Origin of the sequence: Oleisolibacter albus (assembly GCF_003336875.1) — a bacterium.
GTDB classification, from domain to species: Bacteria; Pseudomonadota; Alphaproteobacteria; order Azospirillales; family Azospirillaceae; genus Niveispirillum; species Niveispirillum album.
Genome location: NZ_QGNJ01000010.1, coordinates 21,844 through 34,740, shown reverse-complemented (window position 1 = coordinate 34,740; position 12,897 = coordinate 21,844). Strand labels below are relative to the sequence as shown.

The 12,897-nt window shown below is 66.8% G+C and carries 7 protein-coding genes, 1 tRNA gene, 2 pseudogenes and 1 CRISPR repeat array; of the genes and pseudogenes, 5 read left to right on the top strand and 5 right to left on the bottom strand.

Annotated elements, in window-relative coordinates; genetic code table 11:
• Nucleotides 1–145: 145 nt before the first annotated feature.
• Nucleotides 146–822 (top strand): annotated as a pseudogene (locus DK368_RS14295) (IS5 family transposase); the annotation flags it as partial.
• 163 nt (nt 823–985) lie between these two features.
• Here DK368_RS14295 and DK368_RS14290 read toward each other — a convergent pair.
• A complete protein-coding gene (locus tag DK368_RS14290) occupies nt 986–1,861 on the bottom strand; it encodes a DUF6602 domain-containing protein (RefSeq protein ID WP_114394642.1) in 876 nt (291 codons plus the stop codon).
• Between the two features lie 359 nt (nt 1,862–2,220).
• Between DK368_RS14290 and DK368_RS21855 the strand changes: the two are divergent.
• Nucleotides 2,221–2,562 (top strand): annotated as a pseudogene (locus tag DK368_RS21855) (transposase); the annotation flags it as partial.
• A 403-nt stretch (nt 2,563–2,965) separates the two neighbouring features.
• Here DK368_RS21855 and lepA read toward each other — a convergent pair.
• Nucleotides 2,966–4,768, bottom strand: coding sequence for a translation elongation factor 4 (gene lepA, locus DK368_RS14280; protein WP_114394641.1), 1,803 nt, complete (start codon nt 4,766–4,768; stop codon nt 2,966–2,968).
• A 46-nt stretch (nt 4,769–4,814) separates the two neighbouring features.
• Between lepA and DK368_RS14275 the strand changes: the two genes are divergently transcribed.
• From DK368_RS14275 to DK368_RS14265, 3 genes are all read left to right on the top strand, one after another.
• Nucleotides 4,815–5,366, top strand: coding sequence for a DUF2147 domain-containing protein (locus DK368_RS14275; protein WP_114394640.1), 552 nt, complete (start codon nt 4,815–4,817; stop codon nt 5,364–5,366).
• A gap of 103 nt (nt 5,367–5,469) precedes the next feature.
• On the top strand, nt 5,470–7,059 hold the full coding sequence (locus tag DK368_RS14270) for a pyruvate kinase (RefSeq protein WP_240002504.1): 1,590 nt from the start codon (nt 5,470–5,472) through the stop codon (nt 7,057–7,059).
• Nucleotides 7,060–7,211: 152 nt separating this feature from the next.
• A tRNA-Ile gene (locus DK368_RS14265) sits at nt 7,212–7,287 on the top strand.
• Nucleotides 7,288–7,350: 63 nt separating this feature from the next.
• Nucleotides 7,351–8,045: a CRISPR direct-repeat array (repeat unit 36 nt; unit sequence GTTGCCGCTGGACCGCGATCTCTGAGCGGCTATCAT).
• 72 nt (nt 8,046–8,117) lie between these two features.
• Here DK368_RS14265 and cas2 read toward each other — a convergent pair.
• The 3 genes from cas2 to cas9 are packed head-to-tail and all read right to left on the bottom strand — an operon-like array spanning nt 8,118 to nt 12,669.
• The gene (gene cas2 / locus DK368_RS14260; RefSeq protein ID WP_193552297.1) at nt 8,118–8,423 is read right to left on the bottom strand and encodes a CRISPR-associated endonuclease Cas2; all 306 of its coding nucleotides are present in this window, start codon (nt 8,421–8,423) and stop codon (nt 8,118–8,120) included.
• A gap of 35 nt (nt 8,424–8,458) precedes the next feature.
• Nucleotides 8,459–9,397: a type II CRISPR-associated endonuclease Cas1 gene (gene cas1, locus DK368_RS14255; RefSeq protein WP_240002503.1), complete on the bottom strand. Its 939-nt coding sequence runs from the start codon at nt 9,395–9,397 to the stop codon at nt 8,459–8,461.
• Entirely contained in the window at nt 9,394–12,669 is a 3,276-nt protein-coding gene (gene cas9, locus DK368_RS14250) for a type II CRISPR RNA-guided endonuclease Cas9 (protein ID WP_114394759.1), read from the bottom strand. Before cas9 ends, cas1 begins: the two co-directional genes overlap by 4 nt.
• Nucleotides 12,670–12,897: the final 228 nt, after the last annotated feature.

The following is a 12,897-nucleotide window of genomic DNA, read 5'->3' as shown; positions in this document are numbered from 1 at the left end:
CTCCTTCCGCTGGAGGGGGGAAGGGGCAGGATATAGGAAAATAAGCCTTTACGCAATCAACGGGCGGGGTGGGGGAGGGACATGGAGGACACGGAGCGGAGGCGCGGACGGACGGTCCCGGCCCTCTCCGCGCCGTGGCTGCGCGGGGAGGGGCATGACGTGCTGGCGGCGCTTGCACGCGTGGCACCAAGCCGGTGTCTGGGAGCGTTTGCACCGGGTCCTCTTGGACTGGCTGGGCTATGCCAACGTGATCAACTGGAAGCGAGCCGCCGTGGACAGCGCCGCTGTCCCGGCAAAAAAGGGGGGGTGAGGAGACCGGGTCGAACCCGACGGACCGCGGCAACCCGGGGTCCAAGCGCCACCTCCCCGTCGATGCCAACGGGGCATCCCCTGGCTTTGAGGATGTCTCCAGCCAACCGGCACGACAGCAAGTTGCTGGAGGAGGTGGTCGATGCCGTGCCGGCGATCCGGCAATGCGCGGGCCGCCCACGACGACGCCCAATCAAGTTGCACGCCGACAAGGGCTATTATGATTTCGCCTTCTGCCGACAAGCGCGGCGACGCCGGGCCATCATTCCGCGCATCGCCCGCCGCGGCATCGACAACCGCGAGCGCTTGGGCCGACACCGGTGGGTCGTCGAGCGCACCTTGGCTTGGTTTGCCCGCTTCCGCCGCCTCGCCGTCCGCTACGAGCGCCGCGCCGACATCTTCACCGCCCTCCACCACATCGCCGCCGGCCTTATCTGCTGGCGCTTCGTCCAGAAATGGCTCTGTTCGACGCTCTTACTTGGTCAAATCTTCACGCCGTGTGTGGGAGCTTGACATTCGCGCTGCCGCCACTTACTTTTCCCGAAGTGGCGGCTTCTGGGTTGCCAGCGAGACAGCCAAAGCGTGTTTCCGGTCACTCCTGACGGCTTATAATGGAAAAAACCGGGTTAGAAAGCCGCTCCGTAACCGGGGCGGCTTTCGCTTTAGTTGCCAAGGATTAGCGCAGCGAACTGAAGGCGATCTTTCCAATTTCGGTGGCGCGTTTCGACGCAAACGCTGTGTATCCAGGACGTTTCAAACCTCCCCTTGTTTTATCGTAGTATACAGACAATATTCCTGAAAGAATAAATTGAAATCCTTGATGCAGTTCGTTGTCATCCAGTTCGGCATACATGTATTTCGCAAATCTATTATTATCATAAATTTTAAGTGGTGGGCGCGTTTTGAATACATGCCAAGAGGAAATGTCGCCCACGAACCCTATCATGTCGTCGAAAACACTGTCGCTCCCATATAGGGCTTCAAGCTTTTCGAATATTTTTCTTTCTTTCGGCTTTTGCTTATCAGCAAGGTCAGAGTTGGTTGCGACTAAGGCTAGGAAAGGCCCGCGGCGGCGCGCTTCCGGTTTTCTCTCGTCACAGCGGCAGGCCTTTGAAGCCTCCAGAAGCGCATTGCATTCTGCACTGATCTCTGTATCCCGAAGAGTCTTTTTTATAGACAACACTGCGACCACACCCTCGGGCGGGACAATAACCGTATCAACCATTCTCTGGAAAACGGGATAATTTCCGGTGTCATAGACAATTATATCAAGCTGCGTTGTATGAAAATCTTTCTCCTTGGATCTTGAGCGATCGTTGTTTCCCAGCTTAACTGCTGGGCGAAGGATAAAGCCTGTCAGTACCTCCAGGTCTCTTGGTAAATACTTTTGAAGGTACGAGCGCACTAGCGTTTCCACATACCGCCCGTCTTCGCCGCGGTGCTCTGCTCCCGCGGTCTTAGGATTCGGCAGCAAGGTTTCGAACTGCTTGTAGACAGCTAGGAGTGCTTTGACCTCCTGATTCCAGAAAACTTGAAGCCGTTGACCGTCCATATGACCCTTCTCGGCGATTATGTGGTTGTGCTGGTGCGGATACGTATCAAGGGTGGCAGTCCCGGCAGATTGATCAGAATCAGTTCGTCGAATGAAGGGATGTCGATGGTAGGATCCAACCTGCCACCGACTCAACCAGCCGGCTGCAAACATCACTACTATAAGCCGGACCTCACCACTGATGCGAGATGGGAAGGGGGCCGTCTCGGCCGTAACCGTCCCTGTGTTCCGCTGATATCAACGGCCATGCGAGGCTCGGTCAGCGCGTGCTATCGGTAAAGGGGCGTAAAGAGGAGGCAGAGTTGTTTCTTGCGAGATCGGTCGCGAGCAAATGACGGGACTAACCAGCTAGCTGCGGAGGGCGTTCCCGTGGGGAGCGCACCAGCAAAATCCACGCGCTTGTCGATGCACAAGGCCACCCCGTCGATCTGCGCCTGACCGCCGGGCAGGTTGCCGACTGCACCGAAGCCGACGCCCTGACGGAGGATCTCCGCGAGGGGGGGCTTGCCCGCATCCGCGTCATGCCTGGGCGGGCGGGGTTGAGGGTCACGGAGGACACGGGGCACGGACGGGCGCGGACGCTTACGGCCCTTTCGGCGTCGTGCCTGCGCAGGCGGGGCCACAGGCGAGCAGCACGACCGGAGATCGGCGACGCTGTCCGGGGAAGGCGGGGTGTTCGGAGGGGATTGGGCGGGTCCTGACCGGCGTGGGGGGGGCTGTGGCCCCTGGGTCCCCGCCTGCGCGGGGACGACGCCCATCGTCGAGCCCGAGCATATGGTCGGCGAGACGAGTCCCTGCCTGCGCGGGGCCACCTTCCGACTGGCGAAGAAGGCCCTTCATGGTCTGGACGAGTCCCTGCCTGCGCGGGGCCGCGTCCGGCAGCGCTCGCCCCGATCCGCGCCCCGGTCCGCGCCCCGGCCCGGAGAGGGGAGCATCCGCTGATTTCCCCTCGCGCATCCGGCCGGGTCCACCTTCTCGCATCCGGCCGGGTCCACCCTTGCCCGGCGGCACCCCGGCCCGCGCCCTGGCCGTCACCCCCGGCCGCGATGCGGCTACACGCATCCGGCCGTCACCCCGGCCGCGGCTTGCCGGCGGGGGCCAGGGTTACTCCTGGCCCATCTTCAGGGCGGCGATGAAGGCGCTCTGGGGGATTTCCACTTCGCCGAACTGGCGCATGCGCTTCTTGCCTTCCTTCTGCTTGTCCAGCAGCTTGCGCTTGCGGCTGATGTCGCCGCCATAGCACTTGGCCAGCACGTCCTTGCGCAGGGCGGCGATGGTTTCGCGCGCCACCACCTTGCCGCCGATGGCGGCCTGGATGGGGATCTTGAACAGGTGGCGGGGGATCAGGTCCTTCAGCCGCTCGCAGAGCTGGCGGCCGCGATATTCGGCCTGGCCGCGGTGGACGATCATGGACAGGGCGTCCACCGGCTCGGCATTGACCAGGATCGACATCTTGACCAGGTCGCCCTCGCGGTATTCCTCCAGCTGGTAGTCGAAGCTGGCATAGCCGCGGCTGATGCTCTTCAGCCGGTCGTAGAAGTCGAACACCACCTCGTTCAGCGGCAGCTCATAGACCAGCATGGCGCGGCCGCCGACATAGGTCAGCTCCTTCTGCACGCCGCGGCGCTCGGTGCAGAGCTGGAGCACGCCGCCGAGATATTCGTCCGGCAGCATGATGGTGGCCTTGATCCACGGCTCCTCGATATGGTCGATCTTCACCACGTCCGGCATGTCGGCCGGGTTGTGCATGTCGATGACGTCGCCGTTGGTCATGTAGAGCTTGTACACCACCGACGGGGCCGTGGTGACCAGGTCGAGGTTGAACTCGCGCTCCAGCCGCTCCTGGATGATCTCCAGATGCAGCAGGCCGAGGAAGCCGCAGCGGAAGCCGAAGCCCAGCGCCGCACTGCTTTCCGTCTCGAACTGGAAGCTGGCGTCGTTGAGGGCGAGCTTGCCCAGGCTTTCGCGCAGATGCTCGAAATCGGCGGCATCAGCCGGGAACAGGCCGCAGAACACCACGGGGATCGAGGGCTTGAAGCCCGGCAGCGCCGTGGGCGCCAGCCGCCGCTCCTCGGTGATGGTGTCGCCGACCTTGGTGTCGCGGATGTCCTTGATGGCGGCGGTGATGAAGCCCATCTCGCCGGGGCCGAGCCGGTCGGTGACGACCTTCTTCGGCGTGAAGATGCCGACGCGGTCCAGCTCCCGCGTGGCGCCGGTGGCCATGAAGCGCACCTTCTGGCCCAGCCGCAGCTCGCCATTGACGACGCGGACCAGGATGACCACGCCGAGATAGGGATCGTACCAGCTGTCCACGATCAGCGCCTGCAGCGGCGCCGCGGCGTCGCCCTTGGGCGGGGGCAGGCGGGTGACGATGGCCTCCAGCACGCCGACGATGTTCTGGCCGGTCTTGGCCGAGATCTCCACCGCGTCGGCGGCGTCGAGGCCGATGACATCCTCGATCTGCTGCTTGACCCGCGGCACGTCGGCCGCCGGCAGGTCCACCTTGTTGAGGACCGGCACGATCTCGTGGTTGGCGTCGATGGCCTGATAGACATTGGCCAGGGTCTGCGCCTCCACACCCTGGGAGGCATCGACCACCAGCAGCGAGCCCTCGCAGGCGGCGAGCGAGCGGCTGACCTCGTAGGCGAAGTCCACATGGCCCGGCGTGTCCATCAGGTTCAGCTGATAGGTCCCGCCGTTCTGGGCCTTGTAGTTCAGGCGCACGGTCTGCGCCTTGATGGTGATGCCGCGCTCCCGCTCGATATCCATGTTGTCGAGGATCTGCGCCTTCATCTCGCGCGCCTCGAGCGCGCCGCAATATTCGATCAGCCGGTCCGCCAGGGTGGACTTGCCATGGTCGATATGGGCGATAATGGAGAAATTGCGGATGTGGGACAGGTCGGTCATGGAGCTCGGGCCAGAGAAAGGTTTGCCGGAAGATAGGGGCTGCGCCGTGCGGACGCAACGTCCGCGCAGGCCGGGGCGCCGGGCGCTGCCCTGCGTTCTTGCCCTGCTGGCCGGATTGGGGCTGGCGCCGGAGTCGGTGGCGGGGCCGGCCGGCCCCGCAACGGCCATCGCCGCCAGCCCCGGCGCGACCATGCCCTCCGGCATCTGGATCATGCAGAACGGCAAGGCCGCGGTCGAACTGATGCCCTGTGCCGGCGCCGGGCGCAGCCTGTGCGGGCGGCTGGTCTGGGGCCGCGCCGACCAGTGGCCGCAGGGCCAGCGCCGCGACATCAACAACATGGACCCGGCCCTGCGCGGCCGCGACCTGTGCCACGCCCCCATCATCTGGGGCCTGGAGCCGGAGGGCGACGGGGAATGGGGCGGCGGCCGCGTCTATGACCCCCATTCCGGCCGCGTCTACCGCGCCCGGCTGACGGCGCAGGGGCCGGACAGGCTGACCGTGCGCGGCTATATCGCCATCCCCTGGATCGGCAAGAGCCAGACCTGGACGCCGGCACCGGCCGGTCTGGAGCTGTGCCGGCCGCTGCCGGATTCATGAACCTTTTGTGATCGGGCCTCCCCCTTGATCCCGGTCAAGGTTGTCACACCGGGAACGCACCCATGCTGTTGCGTGTGCAACGACACAGCCGGGAGGAATGGCCATGGACGGGATGATGGCGGGCGCGCCCGGAACCGACGGGGCCGGAGCGCAAACGCCGGAGGCGGCACAGGCGCGCCACGCCGCGGCGCTGCTGGCGGAGATGGGCGAGCTTCTGGCGCAGGTGCGCCGCGACGGCGCCGCCACGCTGGCGGGATGGGGGCCGCGGCTGGAACGGCGGCGCTTCCGCCTGTCGGCCGGGAACTTCGCCCGCTATCTGGCTCTGCGCCACCATGATCTGCGCCCGCTGCAGACGGCGCTGATGCCGCTGGGCCTGTCATCGCTGGGCCGCTGCGAGGGCCGGGTGGAAGAGACGCTGTCGGCCGTGATCCTGGCCCTGGCGGCGCTGGCCGGCCAGGGCATGGCGCCGGCGGGCGCCGGGCCGGCGGCGCCGCCGGCCGGCGTGCGGGCGCCGGGGGCGCGGCGCTATTTCCGCGGCGAGCGCTGGCTGCGCGCCAATACGGCCCGGCTGTTCGGCCCGCGCCCCGATCCCGCCCATGATCCCGGGCCGGCGGGGCGGCAGGTGCGCATCCTGGTGACGCTGCCGCCGGAGGCCGCCACCGACCCCGCCCTGCTGCACGATCTGGTGGCCGCCGGCACCGACGCCGTGCGCATAAACTGCGCCCATGACGGGCAGGCGGCCTGGGCCGCCATGATCGCCAATCTGCGCGCCGCCGAGGCGGCGTGCGGCCGCCGCGTGGCCGTGCTGATGGATCTGGCCGGCCCCAAGGTGCGCACCGGGGCCGTGCTGGCCGCGCGCAAGCGCGTGCGCCTGGGCGAGCGCATCCTGCTGACCCGCGCCGCGCCGGAGGCACGCGCCGACGCGCCGTTCCAGGCCCAATGCTCCATCCCCGCCATCCTGGACCGGGTGCGGGTGGGGCAGCCCGTCTTCATCGACGATGGCAAGCTGGGCGGCACGGTGGAGACGGTGGACGCCGCCGGCGTCTGGCTGCGCCTGACCCGCGCCGGCCCCGAGGGCGAGAAGCTGAAGCCGGAAAAGGGGCTGAACTTCCCGGAGACCGATCTGGGGCTGGCGGCGCTGACCGAGGAGGACCGGCGCGACCTGGATTTCGTGGCCGCCCAGGCCGACCTCATCGGCTACAGCTTCGTGCAGTCGCCCGCCGATGTGGCCGAGCTTCAGGCCGAACTGGAGCGGCGCCGGCCGCTGGACTGGCGCCAGCTGGGCCTGATCGCCAAGATCGAGACGCCCAAGGCCGTGCGCAACCTGCCCGGCATCATCGTGGCCGCCGCCGGCCGCCAGCCCTTCGGCCTGATGATCGCCCGCGGCGACCTGGCGGTGGAGCTGGGCTTCGAACGCACCGCCGAGATGCAGGAGGAGATGCTGTGGCTGGCCGAGGCCGCCCATGTGCCGGTGATCTGGGCCACCCAGGTGCTGGAGACGCTGGTGAAGAAGGGCCTGCCCACCCGCGGCGAGATGACCGACGCCTTCATGGCCGGCCGCGCCGACTGTGTCATGCTGAACAAGGGGCCGCGCGTGGTGGACGCCGTGCAGGCGCTGGACCGGCTGCTGTCCCGCCTGGCCGAGAACCAGGTGAAGAAGACCCCCAAACTGCGCGCCCTGCGCAGCTGGTGAGCGGCCGCGATGACGGCGGCCCGGAGACGGGCCGCAAGGGGGCCGCAAGGGGGGGGCCGCACGGAGAGGCGGCCCGGAGAGGGGCGGACCGGCGGCGGGCGCCAAGCCTGTTGCATCCGCCGCCCCTCCTGGGGCACAGTGCGCGCCGCGTGGGGCCTGTAGCTCAACGGTTAGAGCCGGCCGCTCATAACGGTCTGGTTGCAGGTTCGAATCCTGCCGGGCCCACCAATATTTTCAAAGACTTATGGTTTCGCCGCCCGGGCCGCCGGATGCCCGTCAGTGCGCTGTAAGGGCGGCGCTGGACCGCGATCTCTGAGCGGCTATCATGCGGGCGGCGCTGCCGCGGTCGCTGTGTCCGTTGCCGCTGGACCGCGATCTCTGAGCGGCTATCATCCTGCCGCCACTGCGTCCGCAACCCTCACCGTTGCCGCTGGACCGCGATCTCTGAGCGGCTATCATCGGCGGGGGAAATGCGACTGGAACGATTTAGTTGCCGCTGGACCGCGATCTCTGAGCGGCTATCATCTGTGCGCAGCCCGCGCACGCAGCGCCAGTGTTGCCGCTGGACCGCGATCTCTGAGCGGCTATCATGTCGCTCCAGGTGTCGCCACCGTCCTCGCAGTTGCCGCTGGACCGCGATCTCTGAGCGGCTATCATCGCGGACATGGTGTATGAGAGCCTGGAGGCGTTGCCGCTGGACCGCGATCTCTGAGCGGCTATCATGCCCGGGGCTGATCCTGGGCGCCCCGCGCGGTTGCCGCTGGACCGCGATCTCTGAGCGGCTATCATGCAGCCAATCCACGCCGGCGCCATGTGTTCGTTGCCGCTGGACCGCGATCTCTGAGCGGCTATCATCGCGGGCAGTCGTGGGCGCCTCCTCCCTGGTTGCCGCTGGACCGCGATCTCTGAGCGGCTATCATGAAAGGGTTTGCGTTCGCGAACCTCCTGCGGTTGCCGCTGGACCGCGATCTCTGAGCGGCTATCATGGATCGGCGGTCATGTCCTTGATCCATAAAGGACATGACCGCCTTTTCCGCCGACGAAACGGAAAGGCCCGTTCAGAACAGGGCGAGCTGGCCGGGATTTTTCTGCTGCTTGCGCCGACGTCGGCCGGAGAAGCGGACGATATTCTCATACTGCCGGTCGGTGAAGGTGAGGATGTGGACCTCCCCTTGCGATGGCAGGTTGGCCTCGATCCGGCGGATATAGGCATCGAACTGCTCCTTCCCGCTGCAGAAGCGGGCATAGACCGAAAACTGGCTTTTCTCGAATCCCTCGTCCAGCAGGAATTCCCGGAATTTCGTGGCCGCCCGCGATTCGGCCTTGGACGTGACGGGCAGATCGAACATCACGAAGATCCACATGAGCCTATATCCGCTGAGCTGTGGAGGCTGGCGCGTCATGGGAGCAACCCGTCGAGATCGGCCAGAACGGCGGCCGTTGGTGGAAGCGGAAGCTCCAGGGAATCGGCCTGGCCGAGGGTGAAGGCCGTGGCCAGCGACTGCGCCGCCCGCATCGCCGCGAGCGTGGCGGTGGTGGTGCCGGCCGGGCCGGGAAGGTCGACCGCGATCAGGCCGGCATAGGCGTGTTTGGCCACGGGCGTCACCTCTGTCACCCCCCGGTCCAGAAGCCGGAGCGTCAGCGCATCGACCAGCGGCCGGAACGGTTCCACCAGATCGTCGGCAAGGGCGAAGGCATTGGTACGATTGGCATGGTGGATGCCGATGGAGGGATGCAATCCCGCCGCGACCACCGCCCGCGCGCAGAGGGAGCGCATGACGGTGTAGCCGTAATTCAACAGGGCGTTGGCATCCGGGGCCTGCCGGTCACGGCGGAAGTCCGGCCCCATCAGCAGGGGCCAGTAGCGCCGTGCCGCCTGGGCCTCCACATTGCCGGTATCGCCGGATGCCACCTGCCGCGCCAGCAGGTCGAATCCGTCCGCCGGCCGGCCGAAGGCGGCCAGGACCGCCGCCTGCCAGCGGATCTTGGCAACCACCACCCGACGCCAGAGTTGCTTGACCAGGGGGCGTCCGGCCTGCCACTGGGCGCGCAGGCGGGCGTTCTGGGCGTGATGCCCGTCCAGCGGCAGGCAGAGGGCGACGGGGGCGTGATTGCTGCCGCACAGCACCATCACAGCGCCCCGCTCGGCCAGGGCCACCAGCAGGCTGGTGGTCCAGGTGACGCCATGGGCATGGACGATGACCGCCGCCACATCGTCCAGGGGGATGCGGCCCACCTCCTGCCGGTCGGCGCTGACCACCAGGAACCCGCGCGAGGCCGACAGATGCCGGCCCTCGGTGGCAATGTCCACGATCCGCTCCACGGCGACCCCCGTCACGTCCCGACCTTGGCGCGGGTGCGGCGGCGGACCTTGCGGGCAGGGAACCCGGGGTCCTGGACGCGGCCCAACTCGTCCACCCGCACCTGCCGGGCTTTCAGCCGCTTCAAACCGCCGGCCGTCGGGGAGCTGTAGACAAACGGGTCCTGATCCAGCGGCAGGTCGTTGCGCCGTTTCAGGTCGCCGGCCTCATTCGGGGCTGCCAGCGTAATCTGACCATTCTGGCCGAACTTGACGACACGCTTCAGTTCGCGGCTTCCCCCCTCGCTCTCGATGGCGATGATGTCGTCCTGATGCAGGCTGAGGACCTTGCGCGCGGTGGGACAGCCGGCCCGCACGGCCGAGGTCCAGCCGGGCTGGTGTGCATCGAACATGGACAGCACCTCCGCTTTCCAGGTGCCGTCCGGGAGTTCCCAGACGTCGTAGCGGTAGTTGCTGTCGCCCTTGTAGCCCTTGTAGGGCAGGCCGTCCGCCCCCCGGATGGGAATGACCTTCAACGGTTCGATGCGGCGGACGCGGCGGATGCCGCGGAAGGGCAGGGGGCCGTCCTTGGCGAAGGCTGCCAGGGCCTGGAGGAAGGCCTTGCCGTCATGCCCGCAGGTGAAGCGATGCAGAGCCCGGCGCAGCGCCGGGTCGCGGACGCCGGTCGTGATGGCGGTGCCATCGGGCACGGGTTCCAGATCGGCGGGTTTCAGGGCGGTGAGGGGCTTGCGGCTGACCACCAGATCATTGCCGCGGCTGTCCTTCAGCCCCGTCAGGCCATAGGCGGTATCGTTGTGCAGCCGGCCCGCCGTCTGATCCCGCCCCTTCGGCAGGCCGGCCTTCGACGCCGTGCCATGGTCGGACCGGTGGCTGACCGTCATGACGGTCAGAACATCGCGCAGATCGTCGTGGAAGCTCTCCCACGGCGGGATCACCACCACGCGTTCCCGTCCTTCATCCCCTTCCAGCGCCGAGGCGCGGGCCATGCGCTGCAACAAGGAGCGATCGGTGATGGCGACCACCGCCGCGTCGATGGCGTGGTGGCGATGGTCCAACCTGTTCTTGCCGGTGGTGTAATTATGGTCAGGCAGCAGTTCGTTCAGCCCCAGCTTGCGCCGGATCAGCTCGGTCAAGCGGCCGGGTGTGGCCCAGACATGGCTGCTGCCCTCCCCGCGCTCGGGGTAGAGGGCCTCCAGATATTCCCGCGCCAGCCGCGACATGTACTGGGTGTCGACCAGATGGCGGGCGATGAAGCCGCCCTTTTCATCGAAGCGCTGCATGGCCTCCGGCTCGAAGCGCCAGCGTTTCTCCCGTGGCAGGCGGGCGGCGCGGGCGGCGATGTCGGGCCAATCCGGCGTGTGGCCCCAGGCCTGGAAGGGGGATTGTTTGCGCTTGCGCCGGTTCCATTCCCGCAGGCACAGGATCTTGTTGGCGTGGCTGTCATCCCAGGTGGAATCGAAGGGCAGGATGTGGTCCACCTCCACCACGTCGGTGAAGAGCATGGCCGGTGAAATCTGGACGCCACTGTAGACGCAGCGACGGTCCAGCACATTGTCCGGGTTCAGTTCCTCCCACAATTTCAACCGGGCGCGGTTGGCGCCGGTATCGGGCTGGCCCAGCTCCGCCAGTTTCCTGGATCGGACCTCGGCCTCGGCGCGGTTGCGATTATTTTCCTTCGATAGCCGCTGTTTTTCCTCTGCGGTCAGCTTCAGCTCACGGGCAAGCTCGATGGCGATCTCCGCCGGCCGGCCATAGGTGCGGATCAGGCGATTGACCACCCGGCGCAGGCGGTTCAGGGCGATATGCACCGTCGGATTGGTCAGGCGCCCGATGCGCATCTCCTCCGGATCGGAGCGGTCCCCCGTTCCCGGCAGAAGATGACGTTCGAGTGTGATGCCGTAATAGGGCAGGTCGTCCAGGACCTCGCCGGTGCGCCGGTCGCTGTGATGCCCCAGCCCCGCGGCCACCACCGCCTTGTCGTAGGTGATGACGTCGGCGGTCAGAGCCTCGATCAGGCGGCGCGTCGCCGTCTCGCCGAACCGGCCATAGCCCTGGGGCAGCCGGGCGCCGGCAACGGCCTTTGCCCGCTCCGCATCCAGCCCATGTTCGGCTTGCAGCCAGGCCAGCAGGGGTTCGGTTTCCTCCTCCTCCAGGACGCGGGAGATGACGGCCCACTGGGTCTCCACGGGCAGATGTGCCCAGGCCGTGCCGAACCGGGTCCTGGCTGCCATCTGGGCAAAGACCTCGTCGCCCGCCAGATCCCTGCGATGCTCGCTTTCCTTGTTGAAGCGGGCCTCGGGCTGAAGTTTCAGCAGCTTGCGCAGACTCTCGAAGCCGACCTTGGCCTTGTCCTTCAACTTCAGCAGCAGCAGGTCGCGCTGCATCCGGGTGAGGGGGGCCGCCGCTGTCCCCGGCCGCACAATACGCAGGGCATTGACCTCTTCCAGCAGCCTCCGGCGCTGAAACAGGGGGTGCGCCTTGGGCAGACGCTGTTCGCCATCGACCAGCGTACAGGTTCCGATTCGGGGACGGAGCAGCGGGCGTTGGTGGAAAATGGTCCGGTGCAGCAGATCATGCACCGCGGGGGTCAACACCGCCGGGTGATGCGGGACCTGGGCGGCCCAGATGGCCTTGAACTCCTCCTCGACCAGATCGCGGCCGGGATAGAAGTCATAGCCGTCGCCCTTGGCATCTTCGCCGGTTTCGGGACGAAGCCGGGTGCGCACGCTGGGGATGGCGTTGGCATCGGGGGCGGAGAGGCGCCGCCGATGCAGGAATTCGCCCATGGTCCGGGCGCCCGCATCGCGCATGGCGGCACGCAGCCGATCCACGCCGACGGCGATCTTTCCCGCTTCCTCCTCGGCGCCGCGATCGGTCTTGCGGTTCGATTTGAAGCCCCGCCGCTGGTTCAAATGGAACAGGGCGCGGCCGAGATGCTCAAGCGGCAGCGGCTGGTCCAAGGCCCTGGTTCGCAGTTCATAGGGGTCCAGCAATTCCAGGGCTTTGGCGCGCACCGGGTCGGCCGGGAACAGGCCGTGGGCCGCCAACTGTGTCAGCAAGGCTGCCTGCCGCCGCTTGAACCGATCCCGCCGGCGACGCATGGCGCGCGCCGCCCGACGTTCCACCGCCAAGGGCGTACCCTGTTGGTCTCCCCGCGCAGGGGTGCGCCCGTCACCGAAAATGTGAGCCCCGGCTGCCAAAATGCCAATGGGCTGTCCCTGCTCATCCAAGCGAACCGCGCACCAGCCGAGTGACCCGGCGCCCATATCCAGACCCAAACGCCACGGCATGATCATATCCCCATCAAATTCGTCCTGTGCCGACGCTTGACCATTATTTCAATTCTAAGGTAAGAATGGCAAATCAGAGATCGCGGTCTGGCTGTTAACAAGCAGTCAAACGCACCAGATAAGGGCGGCGCTCCGGCGCCGCCTTTTTTGTCGGTCCACTGCACGGCGCTTCCGCGTGCTGATCATCTGCACTGCGCACGGTCCGGTGACCGGCGAAGTGGAGCATCC